General features: G+C 46.7%; 15 protein-coding genes. 3 read left to right on the top strand and 12 right to left on the bottom strand.

The features are described 5' to 3' along the window. Positions 1 to 7: 7 nt before the first annotated feature. From GT360_RS03265 to GT360_RS03255, 3 genes are read right to left on the bottom strand one after another with little or no spacing between them, the layout of a single operon-like run. On the bottom strand, positions 8 to 778 hold the full coding sequence (locus tag GT360_RS03265) for a heterodisulfide reductase-related iron-sulfur binding cluster (protein WP_164647488.1): 771 nt from the start codon (positions 776 to 778) through the stop codon (positions 8 to 10). Beyond that, positions 778 to 2568, bottom strand: coding sequence for an FAD-dependent oxidoreductase (locus GT360_RS03260; protein ID WP_164647487.1), 1791 nt, complete (start codon positions 2566 to 2568; stop codon positions 778 to 780). Before GT360_RS03260 ends, GT360_RS03265 begins: the two co-directional genes overlap by 1 nt. 14 nt (positions 2569 to 2582) lie before the next feature. Further along, positions 2583 to 3560 (bottom strand): sulfurtransferase, encoded by a 978-nt coding sequence (locus tag GT360_RS03255; protein WP_164647486.1) that lies wholly within the window; start codon positions 3558 to 3560, stop codon positions 2583 to 2585. 291 nt (positions 3561 to 3851) lie between these two features. Here GT360_RS03255 and GT360_RS03250 point away from each other — a divergent pair, with 291 nt between their 5' ends. Then, positions 3852 to 5624 carry a sensor histidine kinase gene (locus GT360_RS03250; RefSeq protein ID WP_164647485.1) on the top strand — a complete coding sequence of 591 codons (1773 nt, stop codon included), beginning with the start codon at positions 3852 to 3854 and terminating at the stop codon, positions 5622 to 5624. Continuing rightward, a complete protein-coding gene (locus tag GT360_RS03245; RefSeq protein ID WP_164647484.1) occupies positions 5624 to 6232 on the top strand; it encodes a response regulator transcription factor in 609 nt (202 codons plus the stop codon). The genes GT360_RS03250 and GT360_RS03245 overlap by 1 nt, the downstream gene beginning before the upstream one ends. Positions 6233 to 6293: 61 nt before the next feature. Here GT360_RS03245 and guaA read toward each other — a convergent pair whose 3' ends face one another. Together guaA and guaB are read right to left on the bottom strand one after the other, a co-directional pair. Continuing rightward, positions 6294 to 7847, bottom strand: coding sequence for a glutamine-hydrolyzing GMP synthase (gene guaA / locus GT360_RS03240; RefSeq protein ID WP_164647483.1), 1554 nt, complete (start codon positions 7845 to 7847; stop codon positions 6294 to 6296). Positions 7848 to 7978: 131 nt separating this feature from the next. Next, positions 7979 to 9442, bottom strand: a complete 1464-nt coding sequence (gene guaB / locus GT360_RS03235; RefSeq protein WP_164647482.1) for an IMP dehydrogenase — start codon at positions 9440 to 9442, stop codon at positions 7979 to 7981. Positions 9443 to 9611: 169 nt separating this feature from the next. Here guaB and xseA point away from each other — a divergent pair, with 169 nt between their 5' ends. Next, positions 9612 to 10991: an exodeoxyribonuclease VII large subunit gene (xseA, locus tag GT360_RS03230; RefSeq protein ID WP_420825432.1), complete on the top strand. Its 1380-nt coding sequence runs from the start codon at positions 9612 to 9614 to the stop codon at positions 10989 to 10991. A 30-nt stretch (positions 10992 to 11021) separates the two neighbouring features. Here the strand turns inward: xseA and GT360_RS03225 are convergent, their stop codons facing one another. The 7 genes from GT360_RS03225 to ispG form a co-directional block, all read right to left on the bottom strand. Further along, positions 11022 to 11255 (bottom strand): zinc ribbon domain-containing protein, encoded by a 234-nt coding sequence (locus GT360_RS03225; RefSeq protein ID WP_164647480.1) that lies wholly within the window; start codon positions 11253 to 11255, stop codon positions 11022 to 11024. A gap of 265 nt (positions 11256 to 11520) precedes the next feature. Further along, positions 11521 to 12396 carry an alanyl-tRNA editing protein gene (locus GT360_RS03220; protein ID WP_164647479.1) on the bottom strand — a complete coding sequence of 292 codons (876 nt, stop codon included), beginning with the start codon at positions 12394 to 12396 and terminating at the stop codon, positions 11521 to 11523. Between the two features lie 75 nt (positions 12397 to 12471). Further along, positions 12472 to 13956 (bottom strand): ribosome biogenesis GTPase Der, encoded by a 1485-nt coding sequence (der, locus tag GT360_RS03215; RefSeq protein ID WP_164647478.1) that lies wholly within the window; start codon positions 13954 to 13956, stop codon positions 12472 to 12474. A gap of 186 nt (positions 13957 to 14142) precedes the next feature. Next, positions 14143 to 15303 carry an outer membrane protein assembly factor BamB gene (gene bamB / locus GT360_RS03210; RefSeq protein WP_164647477.1) on the bottom strand — a complete coding sequence of 387 codons (1161 nt, stop codon included), beginning with the start codon at positions 15301 to 15303 and terminating at the stop codon, positions 14143 to 14145. Between the two features lie 12 nt (positions 15304 to 15315). After that, positions 15316 to 15930 carry a YfgM family protein gene (locus tag GT360_RS03205; RefSeq protein ID WP_164647476.1) on the bottom strand — a complete coding sequence of 205 codons (615 nt, stop codon included), beginning with the start codon at positions 15928 to 15930 and terminating at the stop codon, positions 15316 to 15318. 69 nt (positions 15931 to 15999) lie between these two features. After that, positions 16000 to 17268, bottom strand: coding sequence for a histidine--tRNA ligase (gene hisS / locus GT360_RS03200; RefSeq protein ID WP_164647475.1), 1269 nt, complete (start codon positions 17266 to 17268; stop codon positions 16000 to 16002). A gap of 25 nt (positions 17269 to 17293) precedes the next feature. Next, complete coding sequence (gene ispG, locus GT360_RS03195) at positions 17294 to 18418, bottom strand: flavodoxin-dependent (E)-4-hydroxy-3-methylbut-2-enyl-diphosphate synthase (RefSeq protein WP_164647474.1); 1125 nt, start codon at positions 18416 to 18418, stop codon at positions 17294 to 17296.

Raw genomic sequence — 18418 nt, 5'->3', positions numbered from 1 at the left:
TTCTACCTTACACTGCCATGCACTTAATGAGGCCCGCTTTGGATTTGTAGCGGTTGAACCAAGACTTCACTGGGCTTGCTAGTACGTTTGCTGGCGGTGGTGTATCTTTCATTACAACAGGACCGAACATCAGATCCAAGATATGCCAGGAGGCGGTATCGACCCCCATCATTGAGGCACGACATGCGGCACAATAAACCACAACATGGTCTGTTTCGAACTCATCTACTCGACGCTTAATGACTCGGTTAGCGACGTCTGGGTTCGCAGGAACCACCATGCCACCAAAGCCACAACAACGCGTGTTTTCCTTGGTATGCTCTGGCTCAACTGTCTTGTAACCCAGTTCATTCATGATCCAACGAATACCCTCTTGTAACTCTCGCTCATGACGAGTTGAACAAGAGTCATGGATGGTAAAGACCACATCACTGTGTTTCGCTTTGCCTACTAACTCTTTTGGCAAACCAATCTTAGGTAACAACGTCCACAAAGAGACGGGTACCTGTCCATCTGAGAATTTTTTAATCATGCCAAAACAGCTTTGACAAGCGACGATCACTTCTTGTGCATCGACTTTGTTAAAGTCAGACTGCAGCATACCAAAGCGTTCTTTAAACTGTTCTGTTTGCCCTAGAGCAGCTGTTGGTTTACCGCAACACTTTTGCACAGCACCCATCTCTGGGAAAACGTCTTTTAAGTAATTGGCGATAGCTGCAACACCCTCAGGAGAGTATGATGGCAAGCTACAGCCAGGCATAAATATTTTATTGCTCATTATTTTGCTCCGCGCTTAGCCATAGTGAAGAACTTAGAGAAACCGAGTTTTTGGTGCATATTGATCGCTTTATGTCCAGGCATCGGAGAATTACCATCATTCGCCTTAACAAAATCCGCACGTGAACCCATAAATATGTCTTTCATCGGGTAGTCCTTAGGACACACGATCGTACACTGGTCGCAAGCATTACATGAGTATGCCAGCAATGGGTCCATATCTTTGTTATCGATAAAGTCTTTGAAAAGCGTCTTTGGACAGTCACCAAAATCATTCATCATCACACATTCGCTCATACAAAGCTTACATGTACACTGAAGACAGCGATCGGTTTCTGTTTTGATATCTTCCTCGGTGAAACCAAAATCTACTTGGTTGAAATCACGCTTACGCTCTTCAGCATCACGCAACATACCGTGCAAACGTGGCGTATCCTGAGTACGCTTTGGTAACGGAATATCGAGTCGAGATGCGTAGCTATACTCTTGCTCAAAATCACGACCGTCAGTTAACTCGCGTCCAGCAAACTGGCGCTCAACACTGAGTGCAGCCTTGCAGCCCAGTGCCATAGCCTCAACAACAATGTTGCCGCCGCATGCGTCACCGGCAACGTATACCCCTTCGATTGAGGTCGCTAACGTATCTTTGTCAACAACGTAACGACCACCGCGGGTTTGCTCTAGGGCGCCACCCGTAATATCGGCAACTACTTGGCCTGTCGCGAAAACAACAGTGTCAACTTCGATGGTACGCGTCTCTTCTGTGTATTGCGGTGCAAAATTGCCTTCTGAGTCAAAGATTGAAGCGACTTTCTTCATAGTAATCGCCGTCACTTTACCCTCTTGCGACTCAATAGAGACAGGCCCCCAACCAGCGTTGAAATTCACACCTTCCTCTAAAGATTCGTCAATTTCAATCTGGCTCGCTGGCAGGTTTTCTAGCGCCTCTAGCGAACACTGATGAACTTCATCTGCGCCAATACGCCATGAGGAGCGAGCACAATCCATCGCAACATCGCCACCACCAATCACCATGACTCGCTTGCCTGCTCTTGGAAATGCGTGTGTTTCTGAGATCTCTTTTAAGTACTCTACAGCAGAGAATACGCCGTTAGATTTATGTCCAGGGAGTGGGATAATAGAACCGACATGAGCACCATGAGCCAAAATCACGGCGTCATATTGCTCACGAAGGTCAGCAAACATAATGTCTTTGCCAACTTCTACGCCGAAACGTGTTTCAATACCTAGCATGTCTAAGTAGCTGTATTCAAAATCAATAACATCACGAGGTAGGCGATACTCTGGGATACCCACTCGCATCATGCCACCATACACATCCAGTTTTTCAAACAGGGTGATCGCATGACCATTACGGCGAAGTTCAATCGCGGCTTGCGCCCCTGCAGGACCTGCACCGATAATGGCCACTTTTTTGCCTGTATCTGGAGCTACTGCTGTGTTCCAGTTCTCTGATTTATCTTTTTGTTCAGCAACAAAGCGCTTAATTCCCGCAACGCTGATCGGCTGTCCAAACTCAGTGTTACGGCGACATGCTGCCTCGCACGGATGAGCACAAATGCGACCTAAAGTCTGAGGTAAAAACAGGCGATTACGCACCACATCCAGAGCTTCTTGGTATTTGCCCTCACCCGCCAACCTTACATATTGCTTAACGTCAGTGTGCATTGGACAAGCAGTTTGACAGGCAGGATCAGCGTCACCCATACAACCATCAACAATCACTTGTGCTGTGTCGTAGAGCTTCTGACTGAAAATTACATTACTCATTAATCAGTACCGCCCTAGCTATTACCGTTCATCACATTGACAGAAGGGTTCTTCTCTACATAGTGCTCATGGCTGTACTCAATCCAAGAGCCGTCATAGTTATAGACCTCTTGAGCACCGAGAATTTCTTTAAGCACCAGTAGAGAGTGGGCGGAACGCACGCCAGATTGGCAGTAAGTAATCACTTTCTTACCTTCAATCACATCAGCGTATAGCGCTGCAAGCTCTTGCTTCTCTCGCAACGTGCTGTCGGCTTCAACGGTCTCTGTCCATTCAATATGAACACTGCCAGGAATAGCACCTGGTCCAGCTGCACCACTCACTGTCGTAGAACCATCAAACTCCGCTAGGCTTCGAGTATCGATGATGACCCAATCATCATTTGTTTGCGCATCAATCACCATATCAAGTGTTGCTAACTCGATATCAGAGTAGCTTGGCGCAGCGTATTCAGTCGCCTCAACACTAGGGTTGGCATTACCTGTAGCGAAATCGGCTCCCATCCAAGCATTCAAACCACCATCTAGATAACGCACATCGTTGTGACCTAGTGCAGTTACCTGCCAGAATAGACGAGCAGCGTCATGATGAGAGTCAGCGGCATAGACAACAATCGTCGACTCTGGTGTTGCACCAAACTGACTAAGCAGTGCTTCCATCTCTTCTTGAGTGTTTTGCATTCCACCGAATGGGTACGCGTCAGATGACGCAGAATAGTCGTTGCGCCACAGTGTAAATGAGCCCGAAATTGGTTGATTTGGACGCATCGGGTTCAAAGCACCGATCACGACAACATCTTGATCAGAGCTCATCAAAGCGTTGAGCTCCTGTGCAGAAATAAAGCTTTCACTGTTGCGATATTCAGAGAACTTGGTGTTCAATGCCTTTTCGCTGACCTCTACCGCTGTAGCACCAAAAAAACTTTTATAAGCTGGGTAACCCACTGCCACTGCAGCAGCAACCGCGCCGATCATAATCGTTGATTTTTTCATCACGTCTATCCAATATAATTTAAAAGTTAAAACGCTCAAATGAGCTAAATTAATTAGGTTCAATGCCTTACCTCTTATTAAATGAAGCTTACTTATTCGTTATTTGTGCTTCGAAGAGTGCAAAGCCAACTAGAATTCTTCTACCCACTAAGTGGTATTGGTGAATTCTCCTAGTTCATAGACCTGATGAATATTGTGGTTTTCCACAGTAATCAACTTCTCTTGATCTGAGACAAACCACTTAATGACAAAACTAAAAATAATTGCGTCAGATCCCAAAAGTAACTCACTATGAAGCGTTATCTCATTACTCTTATTTCCCTCTTTCTGACTTTACTCGCTAGTGCGTCTGCGACTGCAGACGATATAGAGCACTACAAAGTCGGTGTGTTAGCCCTTCGTGGCCATAGCCACACACAAGAGCATTGGCGACCAACTCTTGATTGGCTTGAATCTCAGATTCCCAACTCACGTTTTCACCTCTATACCTATAACTTCGATCTTCTCGAACAGGAGTTTCTTGAAGACCAGTTAGACTTTGTTTTAACCAGTCCAGGTCAAGCGACTACGCTGTCGCGCCAATTTGAAGTCACAGGTTTAGCCACCCTAAAAACCGGATTTAGCGACAATCAAAGTCGTTCAATTGCGTCTGTGGTGCTAGTGAGAGAGGAGTCGCCTTACGCAAGTTTTGAAGATTTGTCGCGCAAGACGATGGCAGCAGTGGACCCTAAAGCATTTGGTGGATTTCTGGCTTTTTTCTACGAAATTGAACGTCGCAACCTGCCCGCTTCCACATTCTTTCGCAACATTTCTTTCACGGGCCCGCCAACGGACAATATTATTCGCTCAGTCATTCGAGGGGATATAGAGGTCGGGATTGTTCCGGCTTGTACGTATGAAAACATGCTATTGGATGGTGTCATTGAACCCTCAAACTTAAGAGTCATTAACGAGCAGCGCCCATACAATTCAAGTTGTGCAGTGAGTACACCTCTTTACCCAAACTGGACATGGGCCAAAACAGACCAAGCGGAAGATCGGATTGGAAAACAGGTGTCACAAGCGCTACTGGCTATGCCAGAGGATCACCCGGCAGCTCAAGCCCTCTACAGCATAGGTTGGACATTTCCAGTCAGTAATACTGATGTTGACAAGGTATATAAGTACTTAGATATGCACCCTTTGCAAAAAGAGTGGGAGCAGCGCCTTTTAGAATTGGCGAAAAGGCATCACTATGTTGTCATCATTATCGTCATCTCAATTCTTGCCATGGCAGGCTATCACCTTCTTCTTACTTATCGATTCAACCAGAACCGAAAAAAACTAGAACGCTCTCTGGATGAGTTAAAAGAGAAAAATGCGGTATTGGAGCATGTGCAAAGAACGATGATCATCGGGGAGTTAGGCTCCAGCTTGGCTCATGAAATCAACCAGCCTCTCTCTGCAATAAAAAACTACTCTCGTGGCTTAGTTAACTTTATGGACAGAGGCCGCGAAGTCAGTGATCTCAAGGGCACACTGAAAAAAATAGACCAACAAGCGTCATCAGCGAGTGAAATTATTCAGCGCTTAAGGGCTCTAGTTAAAAGAAGAGAAACTGAGTTCACACTCTGTGATCCTATTACTTTTATCAAAGAGTCGATGGAGTTGATTGAGTCCAATTTCAGACGTCACTCGATTTCGCTTTCATTGGAAACCATCGGCCAGCCCTACGCCGCTCAATTTGACTATGTCGGTATGCAACAAGTACTTTTAAACTTGTTAAGTAACGCAAGTGACGCTTGCCAATCTGTTGCCTCTGAGAGAGAAACGCTTCGTGTTAAGGTTCTTCTCTGCTACGACACGACAAACATCAACATCACTGTTCACGATAATGGCTGTGGGCTGATTGCGAGTAATGAAGAGATCCACAGCGCCTTCTTTTCTACTAAGGATAGCGGATTGGGCCTTGGTTTATCTATTTGCCAAGATGTCGTAGAAAAACACGGTGGGCGACTCTCACTCAGTAATACAACACCAGGCTGTATCGCCAATGTTACGATTCCAAAAAGAGACAATTGCTAATGAACCAACCCCATTTACCCGTGTACCTCGTCGATGATGAGCGAGAAGTCAGAGAGTCTCTAAAATTTCTTCTGGATAGCTACGGCTTAGAGGTTGTCACTTTTTCCTCTGGGAAAGCATTTTTCGAGCATACCGACATTACACAGCCGGGGTGTGCAATCCTAGACATGCGTATGCCTGAAATGTTAGGACAAGAGGTTCATCAGCAGCTCATCAACGAATACAGCCCACTCAAAGTCATTTTTCTGACTGGGCATGGTGATATACCCTCGGCTGTAGAGGCACTAAAAAAAGGCGCGATCGACTTTCTTCAAAAACCCGTCGATGGGGAAGCTCTCGTTGCGGCAATCTATCGCTGCCTGGATTTATCCAAACAGCAAGCCGTGATCGATCAGTATCTGCAAAAGTACCACACACTATCAAAACGAGAGAGTCAGGTTCTGGATTTGCTTACTTCGGGGAGGCGCAATCAACAAATCGCCGATCAACTGTGCCTATCACTGAGAACCATTGAGGTTCATCGATCAAACATTTTGAAGAAGCTTGAGGTCACGACACTTGCAGAATTAATGCTCAAGTACGGGGAGATAATTAGAAACGATCCCTAGCCCCAAACGTAAAAAAGCCTTGGCATAACCAAGGCTTTGTCGTGTTTGTTACTTTAAGTGTTTATTCCCACTCGATTGTCGCTGGCGGCTTACCAGAGATATCGTAAACAACACGTGAGATACCATCGATTTCATTGATGATACGGTTAGAAACCTTACCTAGGAAATCGTATGGTAGGTGTGCCCAGTGTGCCGTCATAAAGTCGATCGTTTCTACTGCGCGCAGTGATACAACCCAATCGTATTTACGACCGTCACCCATGACACCAACAGAGCGTACTGGTAGGAATACCGTGAATGCTTGAGACACTTTGTGGTAAAGGTCAGCAGCATGTAGCTCTTCAATAAAGATAGCGTCTGCACGACGTAGCAGGTCACAGTACTCTTTCTTAATCTCGCCAAGAACACGAACACCTAGACCAGGACCCGGGAATGGGTGACGGTATAGCATGTCGTAAGGAAGGCCAAGCTCTAGACCAATCTTGCGAACTTCATCTTTGAACAGCTCACGCAGAGGCTCAACAAGACCCATTTCCATATCATCTGGCAGGCCACCCACGTTGTGGTGAGACTTGATTACGTGCGCTTTGCCCGTCTTAGAGGCTGCAGATTCAATCACGTCAGGGTAGATAGTCCCTTGAGCAAGCCACTTCGCATTTTCAAGCTTCTTCGACTCTTCGTCGAAAACGTCGACAAATACGTGACCGATTGTCTTACGCTTGTCTTCTGGATCAGACTTGCCTTCAAGCGCTGTTAGGAAACGCTCTTCTGCATCCACTTTGATAATGTTTAGGCCGAACTTGTCGCCAAACATATCCATGACTTGCTGACCTTCGTTGAGACGAAGAAGACCGTTGTCAACAAATACACATGTGAGTTTGTCACCGATTGCACGGTGTACCAGCATAGCGACAACTGATGAGTCAACACCACCAGATAGGCCTAGAATCACTTCATCATCGCCGACTTGCTCTTTGATACGAGCAACCGCATCTTCGATGATTGATTCAGAAGTCCAAAGACGCTCACAACCACATACGCCAAGAACGAAGTTCTCAAGCATCTGTAGGCCTTGTTTCGTGTGTGTCACTTCTGGGTGGAATTGAACGCCGTAGTATTTCTTCTCTTCGTTCGCCATCGCTGCGTATGGACACGTTTCTGTCTCGCCAACTTTAACGAAATCCGCTGGGATCTCGACAACCTTGTCACCGTGGCTCATCCAAACATCTTGAGTCGCTTCAAGATCTTTAAAGATTGCAGATTCGCCAGAAACACTCACCTGTGCGTAACCAAACTCGCGCTCTTCTGAGCTAGCGACTTTACCGCCAAGCTGTTCTGCCATCGTTTGCATGCCGTAGCATACACCAAGAACAGGAACGCCAGAGTCGAATACATATTGAGGTGCGCGCGGAGAGTTTTCTTCCGTTACGCTTTCAGGGCCACCAGATAGGATGATACCGTCTGGGTTGAATTCACGAATATCCGCTTCTTCTACGTCCCAGCTCCATAGTTCACAGTAAACACCGATCTCACGAACACGGCGTGCGACTAGCTGAGTGTATTGCGATCCAAAGTCTAGGATCAGGATACGTTGGTCATGAATATTTTTCGTCATTTTAGGCAGTCTTTTTAAGCTGGATTAAGAAAACGAGGCGAGTTTACTCGCCTCTCTTCAATGCTTCAAGGAAAAAAGCAAACGTTTTCGTCAGGTCTTTCTTATACAAAATAATTTAGTTTGATAAGAAATTAACCGCGACGGTAGTTTGGCGCTTCCTTAGTAATTTGAACGTCATGTACGTGTGACTCAGCCATACCTGCACCAGAGATACGAACAAATTCAGCTTTCGTGCGCATATCTTCAATGGTTGCAGAGCCGGTAAGCCCCATGCTTGAACGTAGACCACCCATTTGCTGGTGTACGATCTCTTTTAGACGGCCTTTGTATGCGATACGACCTTCAATGCCTTCAGGAACAAGTTTGTCTGCCGCATTATCAGTTTGGAAGTAACGGTCTGAAGAGCCTTGAGACATAGCGCCAAGAGAGCCCATGCCACGATATGCTTTGTATGAACGACCGTTGTATAGAATGACCTCACCCGGCGCTTCTTCTGTACCTGCGAACATAGAGCCAACCATGACACAAGACGCACCAGCAACGATGGCTTTACAGATGTCACCAGAGAAACGGATACCACCATCAGCAATCACTGGGATACCGTGCTCATTTGCCACTTCTACCGCATCTGCGATAGCGGTAACTTGAGGAACACCAACACCTGTTACGATACGAGTTGTACAGATTGAGCCAGGGCCGATACCTACTTTAACGGCACTTACACCAGCGTCGATTAGCGCTTTTGCGCCTGCACCCGTTGCTACGTTACCGCCAACGATGTCGAGATCTGGGTATGCTGCGCGAGTTTCACGGATACGGTTCAAGACACCTTCAGAGTGACCGTGAGAAGAGTCAATAAGTAGAACATCGATACCTGCTTCAACAAGAGCAGCAACGCGCTCTTCGTTACCAGCACCAGCACCAACAGCAGCACCAACACGCAGACGACCTTGTGCATCTTTACATGCATTCGGCTTACGCTCTGCTTTGTGGAAGTCTTTTGCAGTAATCATACCTGTTAGCTGGAACTCTTCGTTCACAACAAGTACTTTTTCAACACGCGCTTCGTGCATCTTCTCTTGCACTTCTTCACGAGTTGCGCCTTCTTTAACTGAAGCCAAACGCTCTTTTGGCGTCATTACTGCTTCAACAGACTTAGAAAGGTCAGTTACAAAACGTACGTCACGGCCTGTGATGATACCAACAAGCTCATTGCTTTCTGTCACAACAGGGAAACCGGCAAAGCCGTGCTTTTCAGTCAAAGCAACGACATCAGCAATTGTCGCTTGTGGATTAACTGTCACTGGATCCGTAACAACACCCGCTTCGAATTTCTTAACTTTACGAACTTCAGCCGCTTGCTGCTCAATAGACATGTTCTTATGGATGAAACCAACGCCGCCTTCTTGCGCAAGTGCGATAGCTAGGCGAGCTTCAGTCACTGTATCCATAGATGCAGAGATCATTGGGATGTTGAGGGTAATATTCTTCGTCAGCTGAGTGCGAAGATCAGCTGTGTTTGGGAGAACGGTGGAGTGTGCTGGCACAAGTAATACGTCGTCGAATGTCAGCGCTTCTTTGGCAATTCTTAGCATTTGCAATATCTCACAATAGGAAAGGTAAATGGGTAAATCCAAACTCATCGTTTCGCATAATGAGTGGCAGTAAACTGCTTTGGATTAGATATTGCGGAGGGATTATACGGTCAACGCAATCGCTTGGCTACACATTTTTCTATTTTTAATTTGCATTTCCCCCCTTGATATGTATTATATTGCCGCTAACTTCCATACTCATGTCTTGAGATTAGCCGTGCCCGCTGCGTCCAACCCGAATATTTTCACTGTTTCTCGTCTAAATTCTGAAGTTCGTTTACTGCTCGAAAATGAAATGGGCATTGTTTGGTTGGTGGGAGAAATCTCTAACTTTTCAGCGCCAATCTCTGGTCACTGGTACTTCACCCTCAAAGACGCTCGCGCTCAAGTTAAGTGCGCCATGTTCAAAGGCAACAATCGCCGAGTCACCTTTAAACCGCAAGCGGGTCAGCAAGTGTTGGTCAAGGCGCGTTTATCCCTTTATGAACCACGTGGCGATTACCAATTGATCATCGACAGCATGCAACCGGAAGGTGATGGCCGACTGCAGCAGCAATTTGAAGAGCTGAAAATGCGTCTCGCTGGTGAAGGGCTATTCGCTCAAACCAATAAACGACCATTGCCAGAGCACCCTACTCGCGTTGGGGTGATCACCTCGCAAACTGGCGCTGCATTATTTGACATATTGGATGTACTGAAACGTCGCGATCCCTCTTTACCCGTTGTGATTTACCCAACGATGGTTCAGGGAGAGGGTGCAGCAATTCGTATCGCACAAGCGATTGGTACAGCGAACGATCGCAATGAATGTGATGTGTTAATTGTCGGTCGTGGTGGTGGCTCTCTGGAAGATTTATGGTGCTTCAACGAGGAAATTGTCGCTCGAACCATTGCTGCCAGCCAAATTCCGATTATCAGCGCAGTGGGGCATGAAATAGATGTGACCATTGCCGATTTTGTCGCTGATATGCGTGCCCCAACGCCTTCTGCAGCAGCAGAGTTGGTAAGCCGAGACAACAGCCACAAAACGCAAAATGTGCAAGTTCGAGTTAATAAGCTTTTTAATGCGAGTAAATTGTACTTCCAACAGCAAAGACAAACACTAATCCACTTGATGCATCGCCTTGAAAAGCAGCATCCCAGCTACCAGCTTGAACGTCAATCCCAACAACTCGATGATCTTGAACGTCGCCTTCAGCGCGCAATGCAGCAGTACGTCCTGCGCCAATACGATGCAGTAGAGCGGAAGCAGTATCGTCTCCAGCAAGCATCACCAACTCGTGTGATCCAGCAGCAAACGCATCAACTGACTCAATCGCAGCAGAAGCTGATCGAAGCGATGAAGCGTCGCATGCTCCTATCCCGACACAAGCTGGCACTCGCAGCAGAAAAGCTCGACACGGTCAGCCCACTTGCAACCCTCAAACGTGGTTACTCAATTACCCAGCTAGAGTCTGGTGAAGTGATCACCGAGCAAGAGCAAGTGCAAACAGGAGACGTGCTCATTACCCGCGTCGCGAAAGGTAAAGTGACGTCTATCGTGCAATAAATAGAAAAGGGGCATCACGCCCCTTTTCTATTAGCTCTCAGCTTTTTCAACTTTAAACTCAAACCTGACTCTCGATTTAGACTTGAGCTCATTGCAGGAGTTACAAAAGTAACTGGCCGCACCACACGCTTGCAGTTTTTCTAACTGCACAGAGCAATCTGGACAGTACCCAATCTTTTGGTACCTAGACGAGCACGGAGTGCATACATACCCTGCATCCCATTCCAGATCCGATTGGCACTTTGGACATATATTCTCTGTCATTTCTCACTTCTCTCACAGAATCAACTACCCATTAAGATACGCCATCTTAATTGAGTTAACATGATCTTTGTCATCTAAAAGATCAAACAGCGATCATCGGCATTTTCCCATGTGATCAGCGATCTGCCCGATTAAGAACATTTATATAACCACATACCGAAAGCATAAGTTACATGTGCTGCATTTCAATTTAAAATAGAACATTAATCTGGAAAGCTCATTTTTTACCACAAAATCAGAATTTAATAAATTGATCATAATTGAACTATGCTGCTTTTACACGTGTCAGCATTTCAACATTTTGGCTATCGACAGCTGTTAACTGAACATTAATTTCAGCATACTCTTGAAGAGACTGCACGTGTGTGCCGCCACATGGAATCACGGCTGGTGCTTCTTCACCGAGATCACAATGCCAATAGCGTGAGTTGGTCAAAGCTTCTCCCTGACACTCCATAGCCACATCAGCACCACCTGCTAGCCAACTCTCAAGCTGCTGGTTTACCTGCAGCATAATATCCGGCAAGTCTGTCAGCATATCCGCCCTGTTCAAGCCGCGCTTGCGTAAAGTTTTACCCAATCGATATAGATCAATACACTGGTCTTCGGTGACAAAGCTTGTCTCTTGCGCGTAGCTATTAAAGTCGTAATTGCCATGTGGGTCTTTGCGATCGGCCTTTTTACGCCAGTAACCACCTTCAACCAGCACTTTGTTCAGCGCAAGATAAGCAAGGTGCCCTGCACTATGACCTCGGCTCAATGCTTGCTGATAGTTTTTATCTACATTGAACTCAACGTTAGCGCCGATTACAGGAGTTAGCTCTTGCTCTAACACATGCACGACAACAAAGGCCCAACCAAACTCATCACGTTTTACAGGAATTGCTTTATCGACGTGTAGATCTTGCGTTGCAAGCTCGACGGCCCCGACAAGGCAATCGACTACCGAATAGGTATGACCATCAACAATAACTTCCCCTCGATCCGCGGGATGATCTGGCCATATATGGCTTACTGGGTGAAAAGGGGTTTGGTTGGCAATCAGGTACGTTTTACCTTCTTCATGCTTGACTAGTTGTACTTGCGCCGAAAGCGACCAAGTGTTGTGGCAAAATTTCACAGTCGTTGGAGAAAGTTGCATATTCACTCCTCGGGATAAATGCAAAAAAGCGCTATAGACTGCCGTCTATAGCGCTTTAAAATCAATCGTTATTCTTTATTTCTTGCGATTCTTCATCATGCCCATAAGCTTCTTACGCTTACGCTCTTGAGAAAGAGTCATCTTACTTGTTTTACCCTCAAATGGGTTTTCGCTGCTTTGGAACTGAATACGAATTGGCGTACCCATGATTTCCAGAGACTTGCGGTAGTAGTTCATCAAGTAACGCTTGTATGAATCTGGTAGTTCATTTACCAAGTTACCGTGAATAACTACGATCGGTGGATTGTAGCCCCCCGCGTGCGCGTACTTCAATTTCACACGGCGACCACGAACCATCGGTGGTTGGTGATCATCAGTAGCCATCTTCATAATGCGCGTAAGAACTGACGTACCGACTCGCGTTGTCGCAGACTTGTAAGCTTCCTGAACCGATTCAAACAAGTGACCTACACCTGTACCATGAAGCGCTGAAATGAAGTGAATGCGAGCAAAGTCAACAAAACCTAGACGACGGTCTAGCTCTTTCTTAACGTGCTCTTTCACATCCATATCTAAGCCGTCCCACTTGTTGACTGCAATAACAATGGAACGTCCTGCATTCAGTGCGAAACCAAGTAGGCTTAGATCTTGATCAGAAATGTTTTCACGAGCGTCAATAACCAGCAGTACAACGTTCGCATCTTCAACCGCTTTTAGGGTCTTAACAACTGAGAACTTCTCAACAGTCTCGTTGATGCGTTTACGGCGACGAACACCTGCAGTATCGATCAGTACGTATTCGCGACCATCGCGCTCCATCGGAATATAGATGGAATCACGCGTTGTTCCTGGCATATCGTATACAACCACACGCTCTTCACCTAAGATACGGTTAGTCAGCGTTGATTTACCCACATTTGGACGACCAATGATCGCCAATTTGATCGGTTTCTCTTGAAGGCGCTTGTACTCTTCTTCCGCTTCTTCTTCGGTGTAATCTAGCTTCTCTTCTTCAACATCTTCAAACTCGGTAAGATCCTCGATCTGACCTTGCTCTTCAAGAAGCTGTTCAGCAAATGGATTAAGAGCACGGTCGATCAATGCACTCACACCACGGCCATGTGCAGCCGCAATCTGATACATGTTTTCTACGCCAAGCTGCCAGAAATCGGCACTTGCTGCATCCGAGTCGATTCCATCAACTTTGTTCACCACCAGCATAGATGGCTTTTCAATTTTACGCAGGTGATTAGAAATTGCGACATCAGATGGTGTTAGACCTGCACGGCCATCGACCATGAACAGTACAACATCGGCTTCATCAATCGCCGCTAGCGACTGCTCTGCCATTTTGGTTTCTACACCTTCTTCCGTACCATCGATACCGCCAGTATCAATCACGATAAATTCGTGTTCACCAAGCTTAGCCTGGCCGTACTTACGGTCACGAGTTAACCCTGGGAAATCCGCAACCAATGCGTCGCGAGTACGAGTCAATCGGTTAAATAACGTTGATTTACCAACGTTCGGACGCCCTACTAAGGCAACAACAGGTACCATAATAACCTCTACACTATGTTCTCTCTGTAGTTATAGGTAACCACTTGCTCTTCGATAAGTCAGCGCGTTACCTATAACCACAAACACTAAAAGATGGAGTAATTTTCGTCCCTTATTTACTCGCTTTCAATAAAACGGCTCCTAACTGCAGAACAGCCAGGAGCCGAATGTGAATAATATCACAATTTATTTGTTGATCGTCAGTTTCTTTATATCGCCATTGCGCGTCACGATGACATAGCCATCGTCAAGTGCAACCGGGCCTACAGCAAAACCACTATCATGCACCAATTGCTTAGAAACAAAATCGCCAGTTTCACGATCGATCCAGTATAAGTAGCCTTCAGTATCACCAACCACGAGATATCTTTCGATAATCGTTGGCGCAGTCAGTAAGCGGTGTTCAAGCTGATCGTTAACCCATAACTCCGTGCCACTGCGCGCATCAACGGCAACGAGGTGATCTTTGTCTGTTGCTAGGAAGATAGTGCGATTATCTGTCGCAATATCGTTTGCCGACGAGTATGGACGTTTCCATATTGGCTGACCTGAGCGCAAATCGACACTCACTAGATTACCGTTAAAGCCAACAATATATAGGGTACTGCCTAAAATAATCGGCGACGCATCAACGTCAACTAGGCGATCAATCTCAGTCGCCCCTTGCGGCATACCGATAGGTTGCTGCCAAATAAGTTGACCATTTTCAACAATCGCAGCCGCTAGACGGCCGTTTGCGGTACCCCAGAACACACCTCCTGAGACTGAGGCAGGTCGACTATCGCCACGCAGGGTCAGATTCGGCACATCCATACTGATTGCCCAGCGCTGCTCACCAGAGTCCTGTGCAAGTGCGATTAACATACCACGGGCGGTGTGAACGATGATGAGGTTACTTTCTGCAATAGGAGCAGCAAGCACTTCGCCCTCAACCCCTGTGCGCCAAAGCTCTTCACCTGTCTCTTCATCAAGGGCGATAACTTCACCGTTTTCGCTACCAATGAAAAGCTTCGAATACGCCGCTAAGATACCACCAGACAATAAAGCTGACGTGTCACTTTCTAAGTCGGTCTGCCAGATTTGTCGACCATTTTCAGGATCCATAGCGCGAACAAGACCTTTACGGTTGGCCGCAAACACTTTTCCGTAAGCATACTCAGGCGTCAGTTTTGAGAAGTATTGCTCTACGCCACTGCCAATCGAACTTGTCCACTGTTGCTGAGGAGAAAACTCATTCGATACCTCAGGCACTGGTGCCATGATAATGGTATCTTCTTCTCCCGCACATCCTGCCAAAATACCGATAGCAAACGCAGGCATCAGTACTTTGCGAAGCAGTTTCTTCATCAAAGAGTGTCCTTATTTCGCGAGATCATCTAGCTTCATTTGAAGCGTTTGGCTGTTGTCTGCTGATTGCTGTGCTTGAGAGTAAGCTTGATATGCAGCGTCTTGATCACCAGAGCGAAGCAAGATATCACCGCGCAGTTCAGCAACGCGACCTGCCCAGTCTTTGTGAGTCAACGCATCTAGCTCAGTTAACGCTTGCTCATCGTTGCCTTGCTCAACCAAGATACGAGCAACACGGTATGTCGCGACAGCTGTTAGTGCGGTATCTTTTGAGTTTGATTTAGCCCAGTTAAGCTGTTCAAGTGCCGCATCTAGCTCACCACTTTCAACTTGCACTTTGGCCAGTTGCAATGCCGCTAGCGTTGCATATTCTGAATCGCTGTTCGCACTAATAAAGCTCTGCACCGTATCTTGTGCATCTGCACCTTGCGCCGCTAATTGTGTCACGGCCGTGGTATAAGCATCAGAAGCCGCTTCTTGCGCTTCAACGACTGTGTCTTGGTAGAAACGCCAGCCCAATAAACCACCGATACCAACAACAGTGCCAAGAATGACTGCCTTACCGTTTTCCTTCCACCAATCCTTAATGGCTTCTACTTGTTGTTCTTCGCTATCGTAGAGTTCCAACTTCTTATCCTCTTTAAATCTACGCGAGAAGGCAGTGTACTCACTGCCCTCTTAAATCATTGTTGGTCATTAAACCAGTTGTGCCAGCTTTTCTACAGCTTCTTGTTGTGTAATTGTGGACTGCTCGCCACCAACAAGATCTTTCAGTACGACAGTACCGTCAGCAACTTCGTTCTCGCCTAATACAAGAGCGACGACTGCACCCACTTTGTCGGCACGCTTAAACTGCTTCTTGAAGTTACCACCACCAAAATGGTTCATTACGCGAAGACCCGGCACCTGTTCACGAAGCAGCTCTGCCAGCTTCATGCCTGCCATCATAGTGCCTTCACCCGCAGTCACCATATAAACGTCAACGCTGCGACGTACATTCGTCAGCTCAAGCGTTTCCATCATGAGTACGAGTCGCTCAAGACCCATAGCAAAACCAACGGCTGGTGTTGGTTTACCGCCTAGCTGCTCAACCAAGCCATCGTAGCGGCCACCACCACAAACGGTGCCTTGTGCACCCAGGCTTTCGGTGATCCACTCAAATACCGTTCGGTTGTAGTAATCTAAACCACGAACTAAGCGTTCATTCACCGTATATTCGATGCCTGCCGCGTCAAGAAGTTCACACAGACCTGCAAAATGTTGTGTCGACTCTTCACTCAAGTAGTCAGACAGACGTGGAGCGTCTCCTAAAATCGCCTGTACTTCTGGATTCTTTGTATCAAGAACACGCAGTGGATTTGTATGCATACGACGTTTGCAGTCGTCATCAAGAACGTCTTCATGTTGCTCTAGGAAAGCAATCAATGCAGTACGATAGTTAGCACGGTCTTCTGTTGAGCCAATAGAGTTCAGCTCTAGGCGAACATGTTTCTCAATACCTAGCTCACGCCACAAGCGTGCAGTCATCATAATCAGTTCAGCGTCAACATCAGGGCCGTTTAGGCCAAACACCTCCACACCACATTGGTGGAATTGACGGTAGCGACCTTTTTGTGGGCGCTCATGACGGAACATTGGCCCCATGTACCATAGACGTTGCTCTTGATTGTACAGAAGACCATTCTCGATCCCCGAACGCACACAACCTGCCGTACCCTCTGGACGAAGAGTCAGGCTGTCACCGTTGCGGTCTTCAAAGGTATACATCTCTTTTTCAACCACGTCGGTAACTTCACCGATAGCACGACTGAATAGATGTGTCATCTCAACGATTGGCATACGAACTTCATTGTAGCCGTATGCACTGATTACGTTTTTAACTGTACCTTCCACTTTTTGCCATAGTGGAGATTGCGTTGGGAGGCAGTCGTTCATGCCTCGGATTGCTTGAATTGTTTTTGCCACAATACTTACCGTAATGTCGTTGAGATTAATTTGATTCGATGTGTTTTACGTCGATGCGATTGTCGCTATCGAGTGTTGCCGCTTTCGCACGGATCTTCGCTTCAAGTTGATTCACTAAGTCATCATTGTCAAAGCGTTCTTTTTGGCGCTTACCATCTTCATAGAAGGCGCTTTTCTTATTGCTTCCAGCAAGGCCCAAGTGTGAAACCTCAGCTTCACCAGGACCATTCACCACACAACCGATGATAGAGACATCCATTGGGGTAATAATATCTTCCAAACGCTGCTCCAACGCATTGACCGTACCGATGACATCAAACTCTTGACGTGAGCAACTAGGGCAAGCGATGAAGTTAATACCGCGTGAGCGGATACGTAGCGATTTTAAAATGTCGAAACCGACTTTGATCTCTTCAACAGGATCGGCCGCCAAAGAGATACGTAGTGTATCACCAATACCCTCAGCCAGCAGCATACCTAAACCAACAGAAGACTTAACCGCTCCCGCTCGTGCGCCACCTGCTTCAGTAATACCAAGGTGAAGAGGCTGATCAATCTTCTGTGCCAGTAAACGGTATGAATCGACAGCAAGGAATACGTCTGAAGCCTTAACACTGACCTTGAACTGATCGAAGTTCAATCTATCAAGAATATCCACGTGACGCATCGCCGATTCAACCAAAGCTTCTGGTGTCGGCTCGCCGTATTTCATTTGGATATCTTTCTCTAAAGAGCCACCGTTAACACCAATACGGATTGGGATATTCTTATCACGAGCACAATCAACCACCGAGCGGATACGATCTTCTTTACCGATGTTTCCTGGGTTGATACGCAAACAGTCAACGCCATACTCCGCCACTTTGAGGGCGATACGGTAATCGAAGTGAATATCTGCCACCAGAGGCACATTGACTTGCTGATTGATCAGCTTGAACGCTTCCGCAGCATCCATGGTAGGAACAGAAACACGCACAATGTCTGCTCCGACATTCTCGAGCGCACGGATTTGAGCCACAGTGGCATCAACATCCGTTGTACGTGTGTTGGTCATTGATTGAACGGCGATTGGCGCACCATCACCAATAGGCACATCGCCCACATAAATACGCGTAGATGGGCGACGTTTGATCGGAGATTCGTATTGCAT

The organism is Vibrio astriarenae, from assembly GCF_010587385.1.
In the GTDB taxonomy this organism is placed as follows: Bacteria; Pseudomonadota; Gammaproteobacteria; order Enterobacterales; family Vibrionaceae; genus Vibrio; species Vibrio astriarenae.
Note: the sequence above shows the minus strand (reverse complement) of the source record. Positions and strands in the feature narration are given on the sequence as shown.